We start from the raw sequence: 24533 nt of genomic DNA, 5'->3' as shown, positions 1-24533 counted from the left end.
CCGTACGGCGCTCCGAAACCCGCGCGCGTCACAGCGGCACCCTGAGCAACACTCTGAATCCCTTCTCCTCCGGACCCGCCTCCAGCGCGCCACCGATCAGCTCCGCGCGCTCGCGCATCCCGACCAGACCGTAGCCGCTCCCGGTGGCCGCGAGCGGACCGGGCCCCTGCCCGCCCGTGTCCCGTACCTCCAGCTCGCACCAGCGCTCGAGATAGCGAAGGTCGACGGCGACGTCCGCCCCCGGGGCGTGCTTACGGGCGTTCGTCAGCGCCTCCTGGGCCGTACGGATGATCGCCAGGCCCGCCTTGGGCTCCAGTTCGCGCGGCTGCCCCGTGATCGTCACCTCGCAGCGGGCGTCGGCGATCGACCGATGCTCGTCGGCGAGCTCTCGCAGCACCTCGTCGGTCGGGGGGATGTCCCCGCGCAGGGTGGCCAGCGCCCGGCGGGTCTCCTCCAGGCCGCTGCGCGCCAGGCCGCGCGCGCGTTCCACCCGGTCGAGGGCCTCCTCGCTCCGACCGTTGGCGATCAGCAACCGGGCGCCCTCCAGGTGGACGAGCTGCGCGGACAGAGAGTGCGCGAGGATGTCGTGGATCTCCCGGGCGATGTGGGCGCGTTCGGCCAGCACGAGATTCTGCTGCTCGGTCCGCTTCGCCGCCTCCTGCGCTCTGGCCGCGCGAAGCGCCGCGAACATGCCGACCAGGCCGACGATCGTCCAAAGATCACCGAGCGACCGGTGCTGCAGTTCGATGCCGAAACCGACTCCGAACCCCGCCACGATGACCGTCGGCCACGCCCGTCGGGTCGAGTACTGCGACGACACGAACCCGCACGCCACGAAGAGCAGCGTGCTGCCCGGCCTGTTCGGCGCGAGCAGGTACAGCAGGACGCCCGCGCCCGCGCTCGCCATGTAGAAGAGATGGCCGTACGGCCAGCCGCGCCGGTACGCGACGATGCCCAGGACGAGACAGAGCACCCCGGCGAAGACCCCGACCGTGAGTACGAGGTCCGCGGGCTGCGAGCCCAGACCGGGCCGCCGGGGTCCGTGCAGCATCGCGTAGCAGAACCAGACGAGCCCCGCCACGAGCGCGACGACCCGGAGCAGCGGGCGTTCCCCGCCCTCCCTCCCGCCGATCGCCGCGTACACCGAACCCGCCGAGGCGCGCAGGTCACGGCCGAACCGCTCTCCGATCACAGATTTACGCTAACCCGCACCGGCAGCGTGCGCGTCCGCCACATCAGTACGGCGTTCTGGGTGAGCATCCAGGCGGCGACCGACAGGAGGATGGCTCCGCTGCCGGTCTTGACCCCCGCCACATAGCCGACCGCCCCCATGCCGCCCCGCACGGCGACGGACGCGAGGAAGACGCCGAACGTCGCCCACGTGCCCCGGCTCCACAGCGAGCCGTCGGACGCGCGCCAGACGCGCATGGTCGCGCCGAGCCCGAGGCCGAGCAGCAGAGCGGCGAGGATCTCCCCGGCCAGCAGCCCGGCGCTGAGCATCTGGTGGTGGGTGTCGAGGGGGTTCCCGCGGGTCAGGCCGATGACGGCGAGAATCAGCGGCAGGACGAGGAACCGCGACTCGTCGACGCGCCGCGCCGTGAACCGGCGGACGATCACGAAGACGACGACGGCGACGACGATCAGCCCGTTGAGTAGCTCGTGCATGGCCTCGACGGTAGGGATCCGCCGACCGAGACGGATCGGAGCCGGGTTGGATCCCGACGCCCTCCACCCCCGGGTGGAGACCCACCACGCGCCCCGGCACCCCGCGTCCAACAGCCCCGCAGACCCCACACCACGCCACCCCGGGTCCCTCGCTCGACGACCCTGCGGACCCCAGACCAGACGACCCGGCGTCCCTCGTTCAACGGCCGCGCGGACCCCAGACCACGCCACCCCGGGTCCCTCGCTCGACGGCCTTGCGGACCCCGAACCACACCCTGCACACACAGCCGACTCCGGCCCACGCCCTCGGCCGCCGGCGGACCCAGGGTCGCGTGTTCAGCGGCGGCCGAGCGCTCCAAAGGCTCGGCGACCGCGATGGCGAAAACACCACAGACGACGCAGAACAACAGCCCCACCACCACCCTCACCGAGCAATCAGCTCACCGACCACGCACACGACACCGAACAACCCCGCCACAGGCATCGGCGAGCCGCCCACCCCGAAGCAAACATCAACCCCAGGCCAGCCCGCGACCAGACACCGACGCCGAACGCGAAACGGACACCGACGCCGAACGCGAAGCGCACGCCGCTCCCGCCTGACGGGAAACGCATGCCGCTCCCGCCTGACCCGAAGCGCACGTCGCTCCCACCGAGCGCGAAACGGACGCCGTTCCCGCCTAGCGTGCTGACCAGCGGTTGCCGAGCGCACGAAACGCTCGGCGACCACGACCGCGAAGCGGCATCAATCACCAGAAACGACCGGCCTCCGAGAACCTTCGCCGAGCATTCGGTTCACCTACCGAGGCCAACAGGAAGGCCACGACGTCGAACAACCACCCAGCAGACGCAGTCTGCCCACGCCACCCCGATAGTCGCCCGATCGCGCCCCCAGAGCCGCGCGTTCGCCCGCCCGGCAGTCCGCCTTAGGCGGCCGCCGAGCGTACGAAGGGCTCGGCGACCGCGGCCGGAAAACGACACATACGACGCGAGACGACAGCCCCACGACCACCTTCACCGAGCAATCAGACTCGCCCGCTCGAGCACACGACGCCGAACGACCTCGCCGCAAAGGCATGGGCGAGCCGCTCACCCCCCGAAGCGAATGTCAACCCCAGACCGAACCCGCGACCAGACACCGACGCCGGGCCCGAAACGGGCACCAATGCCGGACACGAAGCGGGCGCCGCCGAGCGGGCTAACCGGCGGTCGCCGAGCGCACCAAAGGCTCGGCGACCACGACCGTGAAACAACACAGACGACGCGAGACGACAGCCCCACGACCACCTTCACCGAGCATTCCGGCTCGCCCGCTCGGGCAGGCGATGGCGAGCGGCTTCGCTGCAGGGGTGGGCGAGGCGCTCGTGTCCCGGAGCGAGCGTCGGCTTCGGGCGGAACGGAGACCAGGCGTCGGTGCCGACCACGAAAGGTACGTTGCGCCCGCCGGGCATGGTGGCCGGCGGGCGCGGCGCGGTGTCAGATGTCGATGCGGGAGTCGTCGAGTTCGGCGGCGCCGGCGGCGATGAACTGGCGGCGCGGTGCGACCTCGGACCCCATCAGCAGGTTGAAGATGTTCTCCGCCTCCTGGGCGTCCTCGATGCGGACGCGGCGAAGCATCCGGTGGCGCGGATCCATGGTCGTCTCGGCGAGCTGGTCGGCGTCCATCTCACCGAGGCCCTTGTAGCGCTGGATCGGCTCCTTCCACCGGACGTTGCGGCGCTCGAACTCGACGAGCTTCTTGCGCAACTCGGCGTCGGAGTAGGTGTAGATGTGCTTGTCCTGGCCCTTCTTGGGCTTGACGAGCTCGATCCGGTGCAGCGGCGGAACGGCGGCGAAGACGCGTCCGGCCTCGAGCATCGGCCGCATATAGCGGTGGAGCAGCGTGAGGAGGAGGCACCGGATGTGCGCGCCGTCCACGTCCGCGTCGGCCATCAGGATGATGCGGCCGTAGCGCGCGGAGTCGAGGTCGAAGGTGCGGCCGGAGCCGGCACCGATGACCTGGATGATGGAGGCGCACTCGGCGTTCTTGAGCATGTCGGCGACGGACGCCTTCTGCACGTTGAGGATCTTGCCGCGGATCGGCAGCAGCGCCTGGAACTCGGAGTTGCGCGCGAGTTTGGCGGTGCCGAGCGCCGAGTCGCCCTCGACGATGAACAGCTCGCTGCGGTCGTCGGCGGTGCGGCAGTCGACCAGCTTGGCGGGGAGCGCGGAGTTCTCCAGGGCGCTCTTGCGGCGCTGGTTCTCCCGCTGCTGGCGGGCGGCGATGCGCGCCTTGGACGCCGCGACGATCTTTTCCAGGACGGCGCGCATCTGCTGCTTCTGACCGCGCTTCGGGCTGTCGAATGCCTCCTTGAGCTCCCGGGAGACGACCTGGGTGACGATGCGGGTGGCGGCCGAGGTGCCGAGGACCTCCTTGGTCTGGCCCTCGAACTGCGGCTCCGGCAGGCGCACGGTGACGACGGCGGTGAGGCCCTCGAGGATGTCGTCCTTGATGACCGGCTCGTCGCTGTTCTTCAGCAGCTTGGTGGCGCGCAACTGGTCGTTGATGACCTTGACGAGGGCGCGGTCGAAGCCGGTGACGTGCGTGCCGTGCTTGGGCGTGGCGATCACGTTGACGAACGACCGGGTGATCGTGTCGTAGCCGCCGCCCCACCGCAGCGCGACGTCGACGTCGATGTCACGCTCGACGTCGGTCGGGGTGAGGTGGCCCTGTTCGTCGAGGACCGGAACCGTCTCGGTGAAGTGGCCGCGGCCCTGGATGCGCAGCACGTCGCAGACCGGCGGGTCGCTCGCGAGATGGTCGCAGAACTCGCTGATGCCGCCGTCGAACCGGAACTCGTGCTCGACGGGCTCCTCGCCCCGCTCGTCGCGGACGGTGATGGTCAGCCCGGGCACGAGGAAGGCCGTCTGGCGCATGCGGTCGACGACGGTGTCGCCGGCGATCGCGGCGTCCTTGAGGAAGATCTGACGGTCGGGCCAGAAGCGCACGCGGGTGCCGACGATGCGCTTGGCGACCCGCTTGGTCTGGTGCAGCCCCCGCTGCTTCGCCGGCTTCTTGGTGAACTTGGCGTCGGGCCCCTCGGCGGCGAAGTCGCCGGGCAGGCCGCGCTTGAAGCTCATCGCGTGGGTGTGGCCGTCGCGGTCGACCTCGACGTCGAGCCGGGCCGACAGGGCGTTGACCACGGACGCGCCGACGCCGTGCAGGCCGCCGGAGGCGGTGTAGGAGATGCCGCCGAACTTGCCGCCCGCGTGCAGCCGGGTCATGACCAGCTCGACGCCGGTGAGCCCGGTCTTGGGCTCGACGTCGACCGGAATGCCGCGGCCGTCGTCGCGGACCTCCATCGAGCCGTCGGCGTGCAGGAAGACGTCGATGCGCGAACAGTGACCGCCGAGCGCCTCATCGACGGAGTTGTCGATGATCTCCCATAGGCAGTGCATGAGGCCGCGGCTGTCGGTCGACCCGATGTACATCCCGGGCCGCTTGCGGACGGCCTCGAGACCTTCGAGCACCGACAGGTGCCGCGCGGTGTATCCGTGCGGGTCCTCAGCGGTGATGGTGGCGGCGGTCAACGGCTGTGCTCCTCGGGGGTAGGACGTGCGGGCAGCAGGCTACCCGCCGGGACCGACACTACGCGGATCGGCGCGCCGGTCCGGTACGTCCTCCACCCTCAGGCGGAGACGGCCGCAGGACGGTCCAGACGGTGGAATCCACCGACAGGGGGGGTGTTCGGTGATCAATGCCTTTCTAATCTTCAGCCATGCCCAACACGATTGTCGCCAAAGACCTGCGAAAGCGGTACGGCGATGTGAAAGCGGTCGACGGAGTGACCCTGTCCGTCGAGGAGGGAGAGTTCTTCGGCATCCTCGGGCCCAACGGCGCGGGGAAGACGACGACTCTCGAGATCATCGAGGGATTGCGCCAGGCGGACGGCGGTGAGGTGTCGGTGCTCGGCCGGTCGCCGTGGCCGCGCGATCCCGAGCTGCTGCCGAGGATCGGGGTGCAGTTGCAGGCCTCCTCCTTCTTCGAACGGCTGACCGCGCGCGAGCAGCTGCGGACCTTCGGCTCGCTGTACGGGGTGCCGGACCGCAAGGCCGACGCGATGCTGGAGACGGTCGGCCTGACGGAGAAGGCGGACACGCCGGTGGAGAAACTGTCCGGCGGCCAGGCGCAGCGGCTGTCCATCGCCTGCGCGCTGGTGCACGAGCCGGAACTGGTGTTCCTCGACGAGCCGACGGCGGCGCTGGACCCTCAGGCGCGCCGCAACCTGTGGGACGTCCTGCGGGCGATCAACACGGAAGGCCGCACGGTCGTCCTCACGACGCACTACATGGACGAGGCCGAGACGCTGTGCGACCGGGTGGCGATCATCGATCGGGGCCGGATCCTGCAGAGCGGCCCGCCCGCCGCGCTGGTCCGCGGCCTGGAGGCCGCGACGCGGATCGGCGTGGCCAGCGGCGTGCTGAGCGAGGCGGAGGCCCGTGCGCTGCCGGGCGTGGACGACGTCACCGACGACGGCGTCTCGCTCGTCATCGCGACCCGTGACCCCTCCTCCGTCGTATCGGCGCTGGCCGGCCGCGGCGCGCTGGACGGCGTCCAGATCAAGGGCGCCACTCTCGAAGACGTCTTCCTCAACCTGACCGGGCGGGAGTATCGGGCGTGAGCGGTTTCAAGAGCCTGGCGCGGGCGATGTTCCTCGGGTTCCGCCGGGACCGGGGCGCGCTGTTCTTCACGATCGCCCTGCCCCTGCTGTTCCTGCTGGTCATCGGCGGGATCTTCGCCCGGCAGTCGACGCCGAAGTCGAAGGTCCTGGAGATCGGGTCGGTGTCGATCGTGGACCAGATGCCGGCGGAGATGCGGGCGGGGATCGGCAAGTCGCTGAAGTTCACCACGGTCTCCGACCGGAACGCCGCTCTGGAGAAGGTGCGCAAGGGCGACTACTCGGCGGCGATCGAGCAGAGCGGGGACCAAGTGGTGATCCACTACTCGGCCGCCGACCAGGTCAAGGCGGGCACCACCCAGGGGCAGCTCGAGGGCCTGGTGCAGGCCGCGAACCAGGCGGCGTCCGGCAGGCCGCCGAAGTACCGGCTGGAGAGCGAGCAGGTCGAGGACAAGTCGCTCAAGCCGATCCAGTACATCACCCCGGGCCTGCTCGGGTGGGCCCTCGCCTCGGCCGGCATGTTCGGCGCGTCCACCACACTCGTGACATGGCGGACGAAGGGCCTCCTTCGCCGGTTGCGTCTGTCGCCGGTGCCGATCCGGAGCGTGTTCGCCGCGCGGGTCGTGGTCAGCCTGGGCGTGGCCCTGGTGCAGACGGTGCTGTTCATCGGCGTGGCGACCATGCCGTTCTTCGGGCTGAAGCTCGCGCACTACTGGTGGATGGCGATCCCCATGGTGCTGTGCGGGGTGCTGGCCTTCCTCGCCCTCGGAATGCTGATCGGGGCCTGGGCGAAGACGCAGGAGGCGGCGCAGGGGGTCACGCAGATCGTCGTGCTGCCGATGGCCTTCCTGGGCGGGTCGTTCTTCAACATCGACGACGCGCCGCGGTGGCTGCGGATCGTCTCGGAGATCTTCCCGTTGCGGCATCTGAACAGTGGGATGCTCAAGGTCCTCGTACGGGGGGAGGGGCCGGCGTCCGTCCTGCCGCAAATGGGCGTCCTGCTGGGATTCGCCGTCGTGGCCACACTGATCGCCGTTCGGGTGTTCCGCTGGGAACAAATCTGACAATCGGCGTGACCGTGACTTTTGTCACCTGAGGGGGTATTCCGCTCTGGGCGTACACAGAACCCGCATGGGAACGTCCGCGTCAGGTTAGATGTTGTCCTAAGCGACCGACCCCGAGACGAGGAAGGCGACGTGACTGGAGCTCTTGCCCCAACCAAGCCGCTGACGGCCGTGGACCGCTGCGACCGCTGCGGTGCTCAGGCCTACGTCCGCGCGGTCCTCGCGGGCGGCGGAGAGTTGCTGTTCTGTGCGCACCATGGCCGTAAGTACGGCGAAACGCTTCGTGCGAAGGGCGCTGAGATTCACGACGAAACCGACCGGCTGCTTGAGACCCCTGCACCCCCCACGGAGGACGAGCGGTAGGCCAGGCCAGCCGACCCGATAATCCATGAGACGGCGGCCACCCAGCCAGGGTGGCCGCCGTCTCACGTTTCCGCGGCACGACCCCTGCGACCGCACCGTCACCCGGTGTGACATCCTGCCGAGGAACCGCGCTCAAGGGCACCCGCGGTGACACGCCACCGACGAGCCGACGAAGACGACGCCGGCGAAGGAGGACGATGCTGATCCTGCTGCCCCCGTCCGAGGGCAAGGCCGCCGACGGCGACGGGCCGCCGCTGGACCTGTCGGCGCTGAGCCTTCCCCGCCTGACCGCCACCCGTGAGCGGGTGCTCGGCGCGCTGGAGGCCCTGTGCGACGGCTCGGCGGAGGACGCACGGCAGGTCCTCGGGCTGTCCGCCGGGCAGGCCGGGGAGATCGACCAGGACCGCGCGCTGCGCACCGCGCGCACGCTGCCCGCGTCGCGGCTCTACACCGGCGTCCTGTACGACAACCTGGGCCTGCCCACCCTCGACCCGGAGCGGACCGCCCGCTCCGTCCTGATCTTCTCGGCGCTGTGGGGCGCGCTGCGGCCCGCGGACCGCGTCCCGCCGTACCGGCTGTCCATGGGCGTGAGACTGCCGCCTCTCGGCCCTCTGGCGGCCGTATGGCGCCCGGCGCTGACCGCGGCCCTCCCGGCGGACGGCCTCCTGGTGGACATGCGCTCGGCGCCGTACGCGGCCGCGTGGAAGGCTCCGGCGGTCCGGGTCCGGGTGTTCCGGGAGCACGAGGGCCGGCGCACGGTGGTCAGTCACATGGCGAAGGCGACGCGTGGGGCGCTGGCCCGCGACCTGCTGGCGAACGGCGCCGACCCGGCGACGCCGGAGGAGCTCCTGAAGACGGTACGGGACGTCGGGTACACCGCCGAGCTCAACGGCACCGACCTCGACGTGATCGCCCGCTGACCCCACCGACCCGCGCGGGGCGGCACCGCGCCGCCGTCGTACGCGTGCGCGAAGACGACCCCGTACGCGCGAAGACGGCCTCGTACGCGCGAAGACGGCCTCGTACGCGCGAAATCGGGCACGCGCGCGGCATGCGAAAGGGTCCGGACGGGAACTCTCGTCCGGACCCTTTCGTTATCCGATCGTTAGGCGAGGAGTGGCTCAACCGCCTCAGTCGAGGTAGTCGCGCAGCACCTGCGACCGGGACGGGTGACGCAGCTTCGACATCGTCTTCGACTCGATCTGACGGATCCGCTCGCGGGTCACGCCGTAGACCTTGCCGATCTCGTCCAGCGTCTTCGGCTGGCCGTCGGTCAGGCCGAACCGCATCGAGACCACGCCGGCCTCCCGCTCGCTCAGCGTGTCGAGCACCGAGTGCAGCTGCTCCTGCAGCAGCGTGAAGCTGACCGCGTCGGCGGGCACGATGGCCTCGGAGTCCTCGATGAGGTCACCGAACTCGCTGTCGCCGTCCTCGCCGAGCGGGGTGTGCAGCGAGATCGGCTCCCGGCCGTACTTCTGGACCTCGACGACCTTCTCCGGCGTCATGTCCAGCTCCTTGGCCAGCTCCTCCGGGGTCGGCTCGCGGCCGAGGTCCTGGAGCATCTGGCGCTGGACGCGGGCCAGCTTGTTGATGACCTCCACCATGTGGACCGGGATGCGGATCGTGCGCGCCTGGTCGGCCATGGCGCGGGTGATCGCCTGCCGGATCCACCACGTGGCGTAGGTCGAGAACTTGTAACCCTTGGTGTAGTCGAACTTCTCGACCGCGCGGATCAGGCCGAGGTTGCCCTCCTGGATGAGGTCCAGGAACAGCATCCCGCGCCCGGTGTAGCGCTTGGCGAGCGAGACGACGAGCCGCAGGTTGGCCTCGAGCAGGTGGTTCTTGGCCCGGCGGCCGTCCTCGGCGATCCACTCGAGGTCCTCGAGGACCTGGAACTCCAGGTTGTGCCGCTCGAGGGCGAGCTTCTCCTCCGCGAACAGGCCGGCCTCGATGCGCTTGGCGAGCTCGACCTCCTGCTCGGCGTTGAGCAGCGGGACCTTGCCGATCTGCTTGAGGTAGTCCTTCACCGGGTCGGCGGTGGCGCCGGCCGCGGCGATCTGCTGTGCCGGAGCGTCCTCGTCGTCGTCTCCGATGACGAAGGAGTCGTCCTCCGACGTGGGCTTCTTGTCGGCGGCCGCCGCAGGGGCCTCCTCGGTCTCCGCCTCGGCCTCGGGGGCGACGTCGGCGTCGTCTCCCGTGTCCAGCTCGGCGTCGTCGGCGACGTCCTCGAGGTCGGCGAGGTCCGCGTCGTCGAGGTCGGTGACCTCGAGGTCGGCGTCTTCGGTGACCTCGTCGGAGTCCTCCGGCTCCTTGGCCGCCTTCTTGGCGACCGCGGGCTCGGCCTTCTTCTTGGGCGTTGCCTTCTTGGGCTTGGCCGTGGTCTTCTTGGCACGTGCGGGCCGCGCGGGCACGTCGGCGTCGTCCTCGACGACGGCGGTGACGGTGTCCTGCTCCTTGGCGGCGGCGGTGGTCGTCTTGGGCTTCTTGGTCGCGGGCGTCGCGCGCTTGCTGCTGTTGCGCGCGCGCTTAGGCGCCGCGGAGTCGGCAGCGCTCACCATGACGGTCACACCCTCCTTGCTAAGACTCCGCAAGATGCTCGAGGCCTTCGACACGGGAATGTCGGCCTCCTCGAACGCACGGCGCACGTCATCGGCCTCGAGGTAGCCCTGGGAACGCCCACGCTCGATCAATTGCCTGACAACGTGCTCGTGCAGCTCGGACGGCTTGGAGGTCGAACTCGCAGGCGACACAAACACCTCTCGAACGAAACGTGTGGCTATGTTTACCCAGTGCTCTGTCGGGCGCCGGCCCTGCAGGCCCTATGCGCTGAGCAGCGTACCCCTGCTTCACTGTCGGTTTAGCAGTCTGGCACGCCCGCGTATTCCGCGCGGTGGAGTCCTGCCCGGTGACACCCACCTTAGAGGGCACTGAGCGGTCCTTCGTACGTGCTACGCCGTCTTCGGCGGAACATGTAGGGCAAGTACTGTCACGTCATCATCATGGTCGTACCCGGCCAGCATCCGGTCGACCAAGAAGTCAACGAGTATCTCAGGATCGGCAAGCACCTCCGATGGGGCAGCGGCGGCGATCGACACGATCTCGTCGAGACCGGCGTCGAGCCCCCGTCTACGGTTCTCCACCAGTCCATCGGAGTAGAAGACCACAGTGTTGCCGGGTGGAACGGAAAAACTTGTCTCTTCTCGCTCGGAGGGCCAGCCGAGCGGGGTGCCCGCCTCGGCGGTACTGACCCGCGGCGGGCCGTCCGGCAGGATCCGCAGCGGCGGCAGATGGCCCGCGTTGCTGATCGAGCCCTCGCCGGTCGCGGGGTCGATGACGGCGTACGCCAGGGTGGTGATCTGCTCCCATCCCTCGGTGGCGGCGAACAGCCGGTCCAGGCCGGTGATCACCGCGGACGGACGCGGGTCGTTCAGCGCGAGGGCGCGCAGCGCGTTGCGCACCCGACCCATTCCCGCGGCGGCCTTGACGCCCTTGCCCATGACGTCGCCGATCGCGATCGCCACCCGGCCGTCCCCGATCGGGAAGGCGTCGTACCAGTCGCCGCCGACCTGAACGTGCCGCGTGGCGGGGTGGTAGCGGGCCGCCAGGCGGATCGGCGGCAACTGCGGGAGACGGTCCGGCAGGAGGCTGCGCTGCAGCGCCTCCGCCGTCTTGTGCTCCCGCTCGAACAGGGTCGCCCGCTCGACGGCGAGCGCGCACTGACCGGCCAGGGCCTCGAGGAAGACGCGCTCCTCCTCGGTGATCTCCCGCGGCCGGGTGAAGGAGAACCGCAACGCGCCGAGGGCACGGCCGGCGGCCAGCAGCGGCAGGCCGACCCACGCGCGCTCGTCGGTGCGCCGGACGAAGTCGGCGATCTCGTCGCCGCGGAGCTGCAGCCGCAGGCTGACCGGGTTCTCGGCGAGGAACGGACGCCGCTCGCGGACCGCGATCGACATCACGCTGGCGCCCTCGATGCCGATCTCCTCCCGGGCGGGGCCGGGAAGCTCCGGAATGCCGCCCGGCGTGATCATGCGCAGGCGGAGCTTGTCCTCTTCGAGGAGGGCGACGGCGGACCGGTCGGCGCCGATCGCCGAGCGGCCGACCTCGGTGATCACCGAGACGACCTGGTTGACGGTCAGCGCCTCGGCCAGCATGGACGTCGCCTGCTGGAGCCGCGCGGTGCGCAGCGCGGCGGCCGACAGCTGCTCGGTGAGCCGGCCGCGCATCTCCTCGGCCTCGCGCTTGCCGGTGACGTCGGTGTTCGCGCCGACCCACTCGACGATCTCACCGTCACGGCGGATCGGCACGGCCCGTACGTCGTAGTTGCGGTAACCGCCCGCGCGGGTGCGGATGCGGTAGGTGGCCTCGAAGATCCGGTCGTTCGCCACGCAGGCGCGCCAGCTCTCCTCGATGCGCGGCCGGTCCTCCGTGTGCACGGCGCCCAGCCACCCCTCGGTGGCGTACTCCTCGTGCGTCTGGCCGGTGATGGCGCGCCACTCGGGCGCGTCGTCGACGACCTCGCCCGCGGGCGTGGTCACCCAGACGACCTGGGAGCTGGCCTCGACGAGCGAGCGGTAGCGCTCCTCCTTGCGGCGGATCGACCGCTCGGCCAGGACGCGGTCGGTGACGTCGACCGCGACCATCACGACCCCGGACACCTCGCCCTCGGCCGTGTGCGTGGGGAACCAGGAGTGCGCCCAGTGCCGGTCGCCGAGGGACAGGTCGACGTCCGCGACCGCGCGGTCCTCCTCCAGGGCCTTGCGGGCGGACGCCTCGATGACGCCGCCGAGCTCCCCGGGGATGACCTCGGCGGCCCGGCCGCCCTCCAGGTCGGCGACGCTCACGCCGTGCATGCGCGCCAGCGTGTCGTTGGCCCGCTTGAAGCGCAGGTCGGTGTCGAACAGCGCGAAGCCGATCGGAGCCTCCCGAAGCAACGTGGTGAGCAGCGCCGAATCCGACGCGTCGAGGCCAGAGATCCGGGGGTGCGGCACAGACGTATCGGTGCTCACCGTCGACACCTCCGTCGCGCGCTCGGCCCTACTGCGAGGCATTTCCGCATCACTATGGGTGAATGGGAGCAGGCTAGCGCTCCCGCCTCCATCACAACACCGCTCGGAGTCAGGTTTTCATCATCTCGATGCTTCGGCGCCGACGGAAGCCCCGGCGGCAACGTTATTCCGGTGACCGCGCGGGCGCGCCCTCCGGTCACCCGCCGGGCACTCGGCACGAGGCCGCGTATCCGGCGGGAAGCATGATGATAGGGGCCGATCGCCATCGGGCGGGCGACATCCCCGATCTCGGCGAGTCCCGTGTCGCCGGGACGGGGCGCTGAACGGTACGCAGGCGCCGTTCCGAAGGCCCGTCGTCTTCGCGGCGCATTTCCTGGTTTGACAAGCTTTGTAAATCGTGGACCGCCGTGGAAGTGGGTCACATCTCTCAAGGCCCGCGCCTTCGCCGCGGCCTTCATCTCCTGCTTGTAGGCACGGACCCGGCCCAGGGACTCCTCATCGACGATGTCGGCCACCGAGCGGTACGCACCCTCGTCGCCGTAGTGGCCGGCCGCCGCGCGCCAGCCCTTGAGCCGTACGCCGAGCCGCTTGCCGAGCAACGCGACGAAGATGCGGGCCTTCTGGTCGCCGAAGCCGGGCAGGCCCCCCACCCGCGCCAGGAGGTCCCGGCCGGTCGCCGCCTCCGTCCAGACCCGCTCGGCCGCCCCGTCGTACCGCTCCAGCACCGCGCGGCTGAGAGCCTGCACGCTGCCCGCCACGACGGCCACGAGCGCGTCAGGGTCGTACCGGGCCAGTTCGTCGGGATCGCGGTCGTGCTCCCCGAACCGGTCGCCGGGGTCACGGCGCCGTCGCTGTGGGCCAGGCGCCGGAGATGTGACGGTTCGCGAACGTGTCGCCCGTCGCCGTTCCGGCGCGGCGCCGGCGATGCTCGAATAGGGGTATGACCGGCGAAGGAACACCTGTCGGCCGACGCGTCGTCCTCGGCATGGTCGGCCTCGGGGCCGTGGGCGTCGTGATCGGCGCGCGCGTGCAGAGCGGTCTCAACCGCGCGGTGGGACCCGTCGGCGGCGGGGTCTCGGGACTGATCCCGGCGGCCGGCGGCTTCCGCTTCTACTCCGTGGTCGACTCGGTGCGGCGCGTCGACCCGGCGGACTACCGCCTCACCGTCGGCGGGCTGGTAGAACACCCGAGGACCTTCCGGTTCGCCGACCTGCAGGCGCTGCCGCAGACCCGGATGACCGACACGTTCCACTGCGTCACCGGCTGGACGGTGCCGGACGTCGCCTGGGCGGGCGTGGCCCTGCCCGACCTCCTGGACGTGGTGGGCGTACGGCCGGGGACGAGGGGCGTCCGGTTCACCTCGTTCGACGGCGCGTACACCGAGACGCTCACGCTGGAGCAGGCGCGCCGCCGCGACGTGATCGTCGCCACGAGCATGCTGGGCGGCCCGGTGAGTCACGAGCACGGCGGCCCGGTGCGGATGTACGTCGCGCCGATGTACGGCTACAAGTCCACGAAGTGGCTCGGCGGGATCGACCTGGTCCCCACGGTCAAGCCGGGGTACTGGGAGACGCGCGGCTACGACGTCGACGCCTGGGTCGGCCGGTCGAACGGGTACGCGTCATGACCGAGCGGAGCGAGGGAATCGATGGCGCAGCCCCTCCGGTCACTCCTCCGACGAAGGAGGTCTCATGACCGAGCGGAGCGAGGGAATCGACAGCACAGCTCCTCCGGTCACTCCTCCGACGAAGGAGGTCTCATGACCGAGCGGAGCGAGGGAATCGACAGCACAGCTCCTCCGGTCACTCCTCCGACGAAGGAGGTCTCATGATCCGGTTCGCCCGCGCCGTACGGGGCGTGCACCACGTGACGGCCCTCCTCATGCTCGTCTGCCTCGTCACGGCGGCCATGCTGTACGTGCCGGCGCTGGCCGAGGCGGTCGGCCGCCGCCACCTCGTCCGGATGATCCACCTGCTCGCCGGGTTCGGGCTGCCGGTGCCCGCGCTGCTGGGCTGGGCCTCGCGGGCGTTCCGGGCCGACGTCCGCCGGCTCGACCGGTTCTCCCCCGACGACTGGCGGTGGCTCCGGGGCCGGGACCGGCGCGCGACGGTCGGCGGCCGCGGGATCCACCCGGTCGGCAAGTTCAACGCGGGCCAGAAGCTGAACGCGGCGTTCGTCGCCGGCGCGATCCTCGTCATGCTGGGCACCGGGGTGATCCTCGCCTTCCCGCACCCGTGGCCGGAGGCCTTCCGCACCGGCGCGACGTTCGTGCACGACTGGCTGACCCTGGCGATCTTCGTGGTGGTCCTCGGCCATCTCTGGTACGCCCTCCGGGACCCTGGAGCCCTGTCCGGAATGTTCACCGGGCGCGTCACGCCGGAGTGGGCGGCCCGCCATCACCCGGCCTGGCTCGACGAGAACCGCGCGGCGGAGGCTCCCGGAATGGGCGATCCTGACCAGCCCCGTCCCCGTTCGAGGGGAAATTACGGTAGATCTGGTGAGGTCGCCGCCCCCGCCGGGAACACCGAAGAGGGCAAGGGCGACCTGTCCCCCCGGAGGTCTTGACACTTCTTCGGGGGAGGATCGAGATTGGGCGCTGAGCGGGACACAGGTGGACTGAGATCGTCTGGTGCGAGAGGTGTCCGCATGACCTCGACGCAGCTGGTCTGGCAGGCCGACGTACGAGACCCGGTGATCGGGCGGCTCCGCCGGGAGTTCCCCTCGATCCCCGCGGACGCCGTGGAGCGGTGTGTCCGCGACGTCCGGCTGCGTGCCCGGCACCTGGGGGTCGATCTGACGCCGAGGCTGGTCGAGGCGGTCGCGCGCGAGCACCTGATGTCGATGATCAAGTCGGAACCGCCCTCGGGACGCCGACCCGAACCCCTGCCGGGCGAGTAGGGTGAGTGGTCGGACACTGGACCACTAATCCCTCGCGCACCCGTCACGGGCGCGCTTCGGGACGTACTCCGAAAAGGTAGACCGTGAGCGACCTGCGCGAGGTGGGTACCGGGGAGGCCGCATGACACGGCGCCCCGCTCCGCCGCCGGACGCCGTGTTCGCCGAGATGCTCCGCGCCGCGCGTGAGCTCCTGGCCGTCCGCAGCCCGCTGGACGCCGAGCTGATCGTCAGCGAGATGCTCGGCACCTGGTGGGGCAAGCGGCTCGCGCACGACGACGTGGAGAAGGTCATCGGGGAGGCGCTGGTCGAGCACGCGGCCACGGCCCGTACGCCGGCGGCCCTCGCGCTGCTCACCGGCATCTCCGCCCTGGGCACGCCGCGGCAGGCCGCCAAGGCCGAGCGCGCCGCGCTGCCGCTGATGGAGGCCGGGGTCGCGCGGCCCGGCTGGGCCGACCGCGTCGGGATGGTCGTCTGCGAGGAGTGCCACGTCTCCCGCGACGTCTACGGGGACCAGGACTCGATCGTCTGCATCTACACCTACGGCGGCGAGGAGCGCCACGCGCTCGTCGTGGTGATCGACCACAACGAGCGCGGCATGGTGGTCGACGCGTGGGTGTCCTCGCAGGTGGACAAGCTGCTCGGCTACTGCCGCAAGGAGGCCGAGGAGAACCCCCTGATGCGGTTCGAGCCGATCCCCGCGGCGGCCGCCCGCGCACGGCTGGAGCGGGCCCTCGCGGTGACGGACGACACCGAGGACCCGCCGGTCAAGGAGACCTTCGGCAACTACCACGCGTTCGTACGGGCGCGGGTGCGCGCGCTGCCGCCCGGCGGCCGCTCCCCCGTCCCGCCCGTCTACGGCCACGACCGCCGGGCCACGATGGCGGCGCAGTTCCTCGCCTCGGACGAGGCCGAGGAGCTGTCGGACCGCTCCGCGGCGAGCCGCTGCGTCGACCGCATCATCGACTACGGCTGCGACCGCGACTTCGGCCGGCCGCTGCGGGTCAGCCCGGTCAAGTGCGAGATGTTCCTGCTGCACTGGCTGCCGCGCAAGGTGATGCTGTCGCCGGAGGAGCAGGAGGCGATGCCGCACGTGCTCGCGGCGTGGGTGCGCTGGGCGAGCCGGCGGACGGGGCTGCCCGAGGAGGGCGTCCGCCAGACCCTCGACAAGGTCTGGGACATCACCGGCAAGTTCGCCGAGGCGTACCGCGACCCGACGACGTTCGGGCTCGACCGGGAGCTGGTCCAGCGGCTGCTGCCGGACGGCGACCTGGAGGCCCTCGCCCGGCGCGCCTTCGCGTTCCCGTTCCTGACCGGCGGCAACGCCGACATCGACCTGACCCGCCTGAACCCGTCCGTCGACGCGGACCGGCGGCTGCTGCTGCGGTTCGAGCACCCGGACGCCGATCCGGCGCACATCGAGGCCCACCTCCGGCTCGCCGCCCGCATCTGGGACGGCGACCCGCCGCAGCTGTGGACGGTGGCGGAGCGCCTGCTCGACCGCGGGCACGACCGCCACTCCATCCTGCACCGGTTCATGGCCATCCTCCGCGAGACCGACGGCGACCCCCGGGCGCTCCGCGCCGCGCTCCTCGCGTTGCGGGACGCCCCCGACCTGTCCTAGAAGGTCGCGGTGACCGGGGTGATCCGCCAGGAGCCGGCGCAGGCGCGCGGCCGGCGGCGCAAGGACGCGCTGCTCGACGCGGCCGTCGACCTTCTCGAGAGGGGCGGGTCCGCGCAGGTGACCCACCGGGCCGTCGCGGACCGGGCCGCGCTGCCCCTCGCCGCGACCACGTACTACTTCCGGTCCCGTGAGGACCTGCTGACACAGGCGTTCACCCGGCTCGTCGCGCGCGGCGTGGCGGCGGTACGGGAGCGCCTGCGGCCGGTCGCCGGCGCCGGGCCCGCCGCGGTCGCCGACGTCGTCGTCGGGGCTCTGGCCCCCTTCGACGAGGCGGAGCGCAGCCGCCACCTCGCCCTGTGCGAGCTGTACTTCCAGGTGGGCCGCGAGCCCGCGTTCCGGCCGCTCGCGCGGACCTGGAGCACCGTCCGCCACGAGGCCGTCACCGAGGTGCTGAGGCAAGGCGGCTACCCGCACTCGCCGGCGGACGTCGACATCCTCGTCGCCGCGGTCGAGGGAATGATCGCCCAGGACCTCGTCGAGGCGCGGCCCGGCACGATCAAGACGATGGTGGACACGGTCACGCGGCTGCTGCGCGCCCTCCGGGCGACGGCCCCGAGCGGATCCCCTGCGCGGCCACCGGAGCCCACCGCACGGCCATCGGAGTCCACGGCACGGCCGCCCGAGTCCACCGCACGGCCATCGGAATCCACGGCACGGCCACCCGAGCCCGCGGCGCGCCCGTGGGAGCCGGCGGCGAGGCCCGCGGCACGGCCATCGCAGTCCACGGCGAGACGGCCGGAGTCCACGGCCGAGGTGGATCGGACCGCCTCGCGGCCGGTTCCGGCCGCGAGGCGCCCGTACGACGAGACGGACGCGCCGAGCGCGCTGTAAACGGCGTCCAGTGGGCATGAACCCGCCATGACGACCATGGATCAACCCGCGATCCTCACCCCCTCCCAGGCTCGTGAGGTGTTCCGGACCGGCGAGACGCCGGTGACCACGAGCGGCTGGTGCCGGGGCTACGTCCAGGCGAACCTCCTCGCCGTCCCCCGCGACCTGGCCTTCGACGCGCTGCTGTTCGCGGTGCGCAATCCGGCGGCCTGCCCGATCCTGGAGGTCACCGACCCCGGCGACCCGTACGCCCGCGAGATCGCCGCCGCCGACCTGCGGACCGACCTGCCCGCCTACCGGATCTACCAGGACGGCGTGCTCGCCGCCGAGGTGCCCGACGTCACGCGGTACTGGCGGGACGACCTGGTCGCGTTCCTCATCGGGTGCAGCTTCACGTTCGAGGCGGCGCTCGCGACGGCGGGCGTGCCGCTGCGCCACATCGAACAGGGCCGGAACGTCCCGATGTACGTCACGTCGCGGGAGTGCCGGCCCGCGGGCCGGCTGGCCGGCCCGCTGGTCGTGTCGATGCGGCCGGTCCCCGCCGACCTGGTGGACGTCGCGGTCGAGGTGACCGCGGGGTACCCGGCGATGCACGGCGCCCCGGTCCACGTCGGCGACCCCGCGGAACTCGGCATCGCGGACCTGGCGTTCCCCCAATTCGGCGATAGCGTTGAGTTCGAGACCGGCGACGTCCCGGTCTTCTGGGCCTGCGGGGTGACCCCGCAGGCGGTGGTGATGGCGAGCGCTCCGCCGTTCGCGATCACGCACGCGCCGGGACGGATGCTGATCACGGACAGATCCGAGGAGAGCCTGTTTACATGATCGACCTCAACGCCGATCTCGGAGAGGGGCTCGGGCCCTGGCGGCTCGGCGACGACCTCGCCCTGCTGTCCATCGTGAGCAGCGCCAACGTGGCGTGCGGCTTCCACGCCGGCGATCCCGTGATCATGCGCCGTACGTGCGCGGCCGCGGTCGAGCACGGTGTCGTCATCGGGGCGCAGGTGTCCTACCGCGACCTGTCCGGGTTCGGCCGCCGGGAGATGGACGTCGCCCCGGAGGAGCTGACGGCCGAGGTGCTCTACCAGATCGCCGCGCTCGACGGCATCGCCCGGACCGAGGGCGGCCGGGTCCGCTACGTGAAGCCGCACGGCGCGCTGTACAACCGGATCGTGCGCGACCCGGTGCAGGCCGAGGCGGTGGCCGCCGCGGTCGAGGCGTACGACCCGGCGCTTCCGGTGCTCACGCTCCCCGGGTCCAAGCTGCACGAGGTGACGAACCTGACGATCGTCAACGAGTGCTTCGCCGACCGCGCCTACACGCCCGCCGGCACGCTCGTGTCCCGCCGGGAGCCCGGCGCGGTGATCGAGGACGTCGCGCAGGTGGCCGACCGGGCGCTGCGGATGGCCGTCGAGGGCGTGGTCGAGGCCACGGACGGCACGCGGATCCGGGTCGACGCCCGGTCCATCTGCGTGCACGGCGACACGCCGGGCGCCGTGGAGCTCGCGCAGGCGGTCCGGAAGGCGCTGGAGAACGCCGCCGTCCCCCTGAGGTCGTTCGCGTGAAGGTACGACGGGTCGGTGACGCGGCGCTGCTGATCGAGACGGAGGCGCCGCACCGCGTGCACGCCGCCGTGCTCGGGCTCGCGCCGCCCGAGGTCGTCGACGTCGTGCCGGGGGCGCGGACGGTCCTGGTCACGGTCCGGCCGGGCGCCGAGGTCGGCCGGATCGGGGCGCTGCTCGCCGACCTGGCGCTCCCGGAGCTCGACGAGATCTCGGCCGAGCCGCTGTGCTTCCCCGTCGTCTACGACGGCGCGGACCTGGACGAGGTCGCCGGGCTGACCGGGCTGTCCCGCGACGAGGTGGTCGCGCGCCACGCCGGCGCCGAATACGTCGTCGCCTACCTCGGGTTCGCACCGGGCTTCGGATATCTCACCGGGCTGGACGAGGCCCTGCACGTGCCCCGCCGGGACTCCCCGCGTACGGCGGTGCCCGCCGGCTCGGTCGCCATCGCGGGTCCGTACGGCGCGGTGTACCCGACGCCGTCGCCGGGAGGCTGGCGGCTGCTGGGGCGTACGACGATGACGCTGTGGGACATCGACCGGGACCCCCCGTCCCTGCTGCGGCCCGGCGTCCGCGTCCGGTTCGTCGCCGAGCGGGCCACGGTTCGGGGCACCGGCCTCGGCCGGGTCCGCGCGGGCTGAGGGGCGCGTCGTGGCGATCGAGGTGCTCCGTCCCGGCCCGCTCTGCACGGTGCAGGACCTGGGCCGTCCCGGGTACGCGCACCTGGGGGTGCCGTGCTCGGGCGCGGCGGACGCCGCCGGCCTGCGGCTGGCCAACCGGCTGGTCGGCAACCCCGAGGACGCCGCCGGCCTGGAGCTGACCTTCGGCGGGGCGGCGCTGCGGTTCGACGCGCCGGCGTGGATCGCCGTGACCGGCGCGCCGGTGCGGGTGAGCCCCGGCGCGATGAACGCCCCCTGCCACGTCCCGGCGGGCACCACCGTGGAGTTCGGCACGCCGTCCGCGGGGGTCCGCACGTACGTCGCGGTCCGGGGCGGGGTCGACGTCCCGCCCGTCCTCGGCAGCCGCTCGACGGACCTGCTGTCCGGGCTGGGGCCCGACCCGCTGACCGCCGGGGACCGGCTGGCGGTGGGCCGCGCGTCCGAGCCGATCACCGTGGACTACGCGCCCGGCTACGAGCCGGAGGACGAACCGGTCCTGCGGATCCTGCCGGGACCGCGCGACGACTGGTTCGAGAGCCTCGAACCGCTCACCCGGGGCGGCTATGAGGTCAGCTCGCACAGCAACCGCGTCGGGGTGCGCCTGGAGGGGCGGCCGCTCGTACGGCGGCGGGAGGGCGAGCTGCCGAGCGAGGGGATGGTCACCGGCGCGCTGCAGGTGCCGCCGAACGGCCTGCCCATCATCTTCCTCGCCGACCATCCGACCACCGGCGGCTATCCGGTCGCGGCCGTCGTGACGAGCGCGGACCTCGGCCGGGCCGCGCAGCTCCGCCCGGGGCAGCGCGTCCGGTTCCGGCTGATCGCCCCCTCCTGACACCGGCCGGGCGCGGCCGGAGGGTTCGCAACGCCGCTCAGTCGCGGCCGGGGGCGGCCGGGTGGGCGCCGCGCACGTCCCAGTCGTTGTCGCCGACGACGATCCCGTCGTCGCCGTCGACGAGCATCTTCCGCTCCGTGAGAGTGCGGAGGCACGCCCGTACGGTGGTCTCGTCCATGCCGGTGGTCGCGGCGACGTCGCCCACGCTCATCGGGCGCCGTACGGTGGCGAGCGCCTCGTACACGACCATCTGTTCCTGGGTCAGTGCCTGGGTGTCGCGCGCGGCCAGGGCGGGGTCCGGCCCGGCGGCGCGCGGCGCGCCCTCCTGGTTCAGGGCCTCCGGAGCACGGTGCGCCGTCGGTCCGCCTTCGTGCCTGTTCATGGGAGCCCTCCTGATCGATCGCGTCGCTGACGACATGTGCGGGTGCCCGCCGAGTGTCGTCTCAAACCTCGTCCAAAGGCCGTCCGCCGCAGGTGAGGAGGGCCGATTCGTGGGCATGGGCCTGGTTCGAACGCATTCGACGGACGATGGAGAGACCGATGACACATCCGCATCCGGATCCCGATCCGTACTCGGAGCTGGAGGAGGAGGGGATCCCCGACCTGGAGGACTCCTACCCCGAGCGGCAGTGGGCGGAGGACCCGCAGCGCGCGCCGGTCCCCCGGGACGAGCCTGTCGGCGTCGAGGAGTTCGGGACCACCGCCGAGGAGCAGCGGGAGGGCGAGTCCCTGGACGCCCGCCTGAGACGAGAACAGCCCGATCCGGCGCTCGGCGGCCGCCGCCGGAGCGAGGACCGGCCGGACGCCGAGGAGCGCGACTTCGATCCCGTCCGGGAGAACGAGACGCCGCGCCGGGCGGGCCGGCTGGTCGAACCGGACGAGGGCGTCCGCGCCGACACGGAGAAGGACGCCGTCGCCGAGGACGTCGGGCCCGATCAGGCCGGCTTCTCGCCCGAGGAGCAGGCCATGCGCGTCGAGGACGAAGGCCCCTGACCGTACCGCTTCCGCCGCGCCCCCGGGGGACGGGGCGGCGCGGCGGAAGCGGGCACATTGGACCGGTGGATCACGCATAGGACGCCGCCCACCGGACATGGCTCCCTGTAATAGGGCCGTTTTCGACCTCGGAGGGGGACGCCATGACAACGCCGGACGACAAGGACCGCCAGCTCGACCAGGTCCGCGTCAACCCGAACCACGACTCACGACTGACGACCGACCAGGGGATTCCGGTCGACGACACGGACAACTCCCTGAAGGCGGGAGAGCGTGGTCCCACCCTCATGGAGGACTTCCACTTCCGTGAGAAGATCACCCATTTCGACCATGAGCGGATCCCGGAGCGGGTCGTGCACGCCCGGGGCGCGGGCGCGTACGGGTACTTCGAGGTGACCGATCCGCTCACCGAGTACACCGCCGCGGAGTTCCTCCGGGACACGTCGCTGCGCACGCCGGTGTTCGTGCGCTTCTCGACCGTCGCCGGTTCACGGGGGTCGGCCGACACGGTGCGCGACGTCCGCGGGTTCGCGACCAAGTTCTACACCCGGCAGGGCAACTTCGACCTGGTCGGCAACAACATTCCGGTGTTCTTCATCCAGGACGGGATCAAGTTCCCCGACTTCGTGCACGCGGTGAAGCCGGAGCCGAACAACGAGATCCCGCAGGCCTCCTCGGCCCATGACACCCTGTGGGACTTCGTGCAGCTCCAGCCCGAGACGATGCACATGATGATGTGGCTGATGTCGGACCGGGCACTGCCGCGCAGCTTCCGGATGATGCAGGGCTTCGGAGTGCACACCTTCCGTCTCGTGAACGAGGAGGGTGTCGGCACGTTCGTGAAGTTCCACTGGAAGCCGAAGCTCGGCACGCACTCGCTGGTGTGGGACGAGACGCAGAAGATCGCCGGCAAGGACCCGGACTTCAACCGCCGTGACCTGTGGGAGGCGATCGAGGCCGGGAACTTCCCCGAGTGGGAGCTCGGCGTGCAACTCGTACCGGCGGACCGCGAGCACGCCTTCGACTTCGACCTGCTCGACGCCACGAAGATCATCCCGGAGGAGGAGGTACCCGTGCGCCCGGTGGGGCGGCTGGTGCTCGACCGCAATCCGGACAACTTCTTCGCCGAGACCGAGCAGGTGGCCTTCCACCTGGGCAACGTGGTTCCCGGCATCGACTTCACCAACGATCCGCTGCTGCAGGCCCGGTTGTTCTCCTACCTCGACACGCAGCTGATCCGCCTCGGCGGCCCGAACTTCACCCAGTTGCCGGTGAACCGGGCGGTCGCCGACGTGCGCAACCACCAGCGCGACGGCTACCACCAGTCGATGGTCCACACGAGCCGGGCCGCCTACCATCCGAACTCGCTCAGCGGCGGCTGCCCGGCCGTCGTCCCGGAGGGCGCGTTCACGCACTACCAGGAGCGGGTCGACGGGAACAAGATCCGTAAGCGGAGCGAGAGCTTCGCCGACCATTACTCCCAGGCGACCCTGTTCTGGAACAGCATGTCCGACTGGGAGAAAGAGCACATCGTCTCGGCGTTCCGCTTCGAGCTGGGGAAGGTGGACCACCGGGAGATCAGGGAGGGGGTCGTGGCCAACCTGAACAACGTCGACCACGACCTGGCCGTCGCGGTCGCGGAGGGCGTCGGCGTCGAGCCGCCGGCGCAGCCCACGAAGCCGAACCACGGGCGCAGCTCGCCCGCGCTGAGCCAGGCCAACGCCCCGCGCGACTCGATCGAGACCCGCAAGATCGCCATCTTGGCCGCCGACGGCGTGGACACCGGCGACGTCCAGTCGCTGCTGGAGGCGCTCTCGGCCGTCGGCGCGATCCCCGAGGTGCTGGCCGCGCGGGACGGCGCGGTCGAGGGCTCCGAGGGGCCGGTCGAGGTGACGCGCGCGCTGCCGACCGTCGGCTCGGTGCTGTACGACGCGGTCGTCGTCCCCGGCGGAAAGGAGTCGGTGACGGCGCTGGAGGCCGACGGCAGCGCCGTTCAGTTCGTCGCGGAGACGTTCAAGCACGGCAAGGCGATCGGGGCCATCGGAGACGGGATCCGCCTGCTGTCGAGCGCCCGGCTGAACGGGGTGAACAACCACGGCGAGGCGCTGACCGCCGACCAGGGGGTCGTCATGCAGTCGGCGTCCGGCGTGACCGGCGAGTTCGTCGAGCAGTTCGTCATGGCGGTGGCGGCGCACCGTCACCACAACCGCGACCTCGCCCCCGTGCCGGCCTGAGCCGCGCCGGGACGGCGGGCCCGGCCCGACGCCGTACGGCCCGGCATCCCCGACGTGGTCCCCATCGATGCGACCAGCGTCCACAGGCGG

At 71.4% G+C, this 24533-nt stretch carries 22 protein-coding genes; 15 read left to right on the top strand and 7 right to left on the bottom strand.

Going from position 1 to position 24533, the window contains the following annotated elements:
• Positions 1 to 28: 28 nt before the first annotated feature.
• From AB0K82_RS37630 to AB0K82_RS37620, 3 genes are all read right to left on the bottom strand, one after another.
• Complete coding sequence (locus tag AB0K82_RS37630) at positions 29 to 1192, bottom strand: histidine kinase (protein WP_364406377.1); 1164 nt, start codon at positions 1190 to 1192, stop codon at positions 29 to 31.
• Positions 1189 to 1665, bottom strand: coding sequence for a hypothetical protein (locus AB0K82_RS37625; RefSeq protein ID WP_364406374.1), 477 nt, complete (start codon positions 1663 to 1665; stop codon positions 1189 to 1191). Before AB0K82_RS37625 ends, AB0K82_RS37630 begins: the two co-directional genes overlap by 4 nt.
• A 1476-nt stretch (positions 1666 to 3141) precedes the next feature.
• Positions 3142 to 5235, bottom strand: a complete 2094-nt coding sequence (locus AB0K82_RS37620; RefSeq protein ID WP_364406371.1) for a DNA topoisomerase IV subunit B — start codon at positions 5233 to 5235, stop codon at positions 3142 to 3144.
• A 188-nt stretch (positions 5236 to 5423) separates the two neighbouring features.
• Here AB0K82_RS37620 and AB0K82_RS37615 point away from each other — a divergent pair, with 188 nt between their 5' ends.
• The 4 genes from AB0K82_RS37615 (at position 5424) to AB0K82_RS37600 (ending at position 8670) form a co-directional block, all read left to right on the top strand.
• Positions 5424 to 6326 (top strand): ABC transporter ATP-binding protein, encoded by a 903-nt coding sequence (locus AB0K82_RS37615; protein ID WP_364406368.1) that lies wholly within the window; start codon positions 5424 to 5426, stop codon positions 6324 to 6326.
• Positions 6323 to 7387: an ABC transporter permease gene (locus AB0K82_RS37610; protein WP_364406365.1), complete on the top strand. Its 1065-nt coding sequence runs from the start codon at positions 6323 to 6325 to the stop codon at positions 7385 to 7387. Before AB0K82_RS37615 ends, AB0K82_RS37610 begins: the two co-directional genes overlap by 4 nt.
• 132 nt (positions 7388 to 7519) lie before the next feature.
• On the top strand, positions 7520 to 7750 hold the full coding sequence (locus AB0K82_RS37605; protein ID WP_364406362.1) for a hypothetical protein: 231 nt from the start codon (positions 7520 to 7522) through the stop codon (positions 7748 to 7750).
• A 197-nt stretch (positions 7751 to 7947) separates the two neighbouring features.
• The gene (locus AB0K82_RS37600) at positions 7948 to 8670 is read left to right on the top strand and encodes a peroxide stress protein YaaA (RefSeq protein ID WP_364406359.1); all 723 of its coding nucleotides are present in this window, start codon (positions 7948 to 7950) and stop codon (positions 8668 to 8670) included.
• A gap of 210 nt (positions 8671 to 8880) precedes the next feature.
• Here the strand turns inward: AB0K82_RS37600 and AB0K82_RS37595 are convergent, their stop codons facing one another.
• The 3 genes from AB0K82_RS37595 to AB0K82_RS37585 all read right to left on the bottom strand — a co-directional run bounded on the left by AB0K82_RS37595 (position 8881) and on the right by AB0K82_RS37585 (position 13715).
• The gene (locus AB0K82_RS37595) at positions 8881 to 10500 is read right to left on the bottom strand and encodes an RNA polymerase sigma factor (protein ID WP_364406356.1); all 1620 of its coding nucleotides are present in this window, start codon (positions 10498 to 10500) and stop codon (positions 8881 to 8883) included.
• 198 nt (positions 10501 to 10698) lie between these two features.
• Positions 10699 to 12756, bottom strand: a complete 2058-nt coding sequence (locus AB0K82_RS37590; RefSeq protein WP_364406354.1) for a SpoIIE family protein phosphatase — start codon at positions 12754 to 12756, stop codon at positions 10699 to 10701.
• A complete protein-coding gene (locus tag AB0K82_RS37585) occupies positions 12753 to 13715 on the bottom strand; it encodes an HhH-GPD-type base excision DNA repair protein (protein ID WP_364406351.1) in 963 nt (320 codons plus the stop codon). The genes AB0K82_RS37590 and AB0K82_RS37585 overlap by 4 nt, the downstream gene beginning before the upstream one ends.
• On the opposite strand from AB0K82_RS37585, the gene AB0K82_RS37580 reads away from it, so the two are divergent.
• The 9 genes from AB0K82_RS37580 to AB0K82_RS37540 all read left to right on the top strand — a co-directional run bounded on the left by AB0K82_RS37580 (position 13697) and on the right by AB0K82_RS37540 (position 21216).
• Positions 13697 to 14383: a molybdopterin-dependent oxidoreductase gene (locus AB0K82_RS37580; protein ID WP_364406349.1), complete on the top strand. Its 687-nt coding sequence runs from the start codon at positions 13697 to 13699 to the stop codon at positions 14381 to 14383. The two genes, AB0K82_RS37585 and AB0K82_RS37580, sit on opposite strands and share 19 nt — an antisense overlap.
• A gap of 200 nt (positions 14384 to 14583) precedes the next feature.
• Entirely contained in the window at positions 14584 to 15321 is a 738-nt protein-coding gene (locus AB0K82_RS37575) for a cytochrome b/b6 domain-containing protein (protein ID WP_364406346.1), read from the top strand.
• Positions 15322 to 15402: 81 nt separating this feature from the next.
• A complete protein-coding gene (locus AB0K82_RS37570) occupies positions 15403 to 15654 on the top strand; it encodes a hypothetical protein (RefSeq protein WP_364406344.1) in 252 nt (83 codons plus the stop codon).
• A gap of 121 nt (positions 15655 to 15775) precedes the next feature.
• On the top strand, positions 15776 to 17275 hold the full coding sequence (locus tag AB0K82_RS37565; protein ID WP_364406341.1) for a hypothetical protein: 1500 nt from the start codon (positions 15776 to 15778) through the stop codon (positions 17273 to 17275).
• A gap of 9 nt (positions 17276 to 17284) precedes the next feature.
• Positions 17285 to 18166, top strand: a complete 882-nt coding sequence (locus AB0K82_RS37560; protein WP_364406338.1) for a TetR family transcriptional regulator — start codon at positions 17285 to 17287, stop codon at positions 18164 to 18166.
• A gap of 36 nt (positions 18167 to 18202) precedes the next feature.
• A complete protein-coding gene (locus AB0K82_RS37555; protein WP_364406419.1) occupies positions 18203 to 18988 on the top strand; it encodes a putative hydro-lyase in 786 nt (261 codons plus the stop codon).
• Entirely contained in the window at positions 18985 to 19728 is a 744-nt protein-coding gene (locus tag AB0K82_RS37550; protein ID WP_364406336.1) for a 5-oxoprolinase subunit PxpA, read from the top strand. Before AB0K82_RS37555 ends, AB0K82_RS37550 begins: the two co-directional genes overlap by 4 nt.
• A complete protein-coding gene (pxpB, locus tag AB0K82_RS37545; protein ID WP_364406334.1) occupies positions 19725 to 20366 on the top strand; it encodes a 5-oxoprolinase subunit PxpB in 642 nt (213 codons plus the stop codon). Before AB0K82_RS37550 ends, pxpB begins: the two co-directional genes overlap by 4 nt.
• Before the next feature lie 10 nt (positions 20367 to 20376).
• Positions 20377 to 21216, top strand: coding sequence for a biotin-dependent carboxyltransferase family protein (locus tag AB0K82_RS37540; RefSeq protein WP_364406332.1), 840 nt, complete (start codon positions 20377 to 20379; stop codon positions 21214 to 21216).
• Between the two features lie 37 nt (positions 21217 to 21253).
• Here the strand turns inward: AB0K82_RS37540 and AB0K82_RS37535 are convergent, their stop codons facing one another.
• The gene (locus tag AB0K82_RS37535) at positions 21254 to 21598 is read right to left on the bottom strand and encodes a helix-turn-helix domain-containing protein (RefSeq protein WP_364406329.1); all 345 of its coding nucleotides are present in this window, start codon (positions 21596 to 21598) and stop codon (positions 21254 to 21256) included.
• Between the two features lie 158 nt (positions 21599 to 21756).
• Here AB0K82_RS37535 and AB0K82_RS37530 point away from each other — a divergent pair, with 158 nt between their 5' ends.
• Positions 21757 to 22209 (top strand): DUF5709 domain-containing protein, encoded by a 453-nt coding sequence (locus tag AB0K82_RS37530; protein ID WP_364406326.1) that lies wholly within the window; start codon positions 21757 to 21759, stop codon positions 22207 to 22209.
• Positions 22210 to 22352: 143 nt separating this feature from the next.
• Positions 22353 to 24443 (top strand): catalase, encoded by a 2091-nt coding sequence (locus tag AB0K82_RS37525; protein WP_364406324.1) that lies wholly within the window; start codon positions 22353 to 22355, stop codon positions 24441 to 24443.
• Positions 24444 to 24533: the final 90 nt, after the last annotated feature.

It is taken from the genome of Actinoallomurus sp. NPDC052274 (assembly GCF_040679475.1).
Lineage (GTDB): Bacteria > Actinomycetota > Actinomycetes > Streptosporangiales > Streptosporangiaceae > Actinoallomurus > Actinoallomurus liliacearum.
The sequence above is the reverse complement of the archived record's forward strand: the minus strand, read 5'-3'. Positions and strand labels throughout refer to the sequence as shown.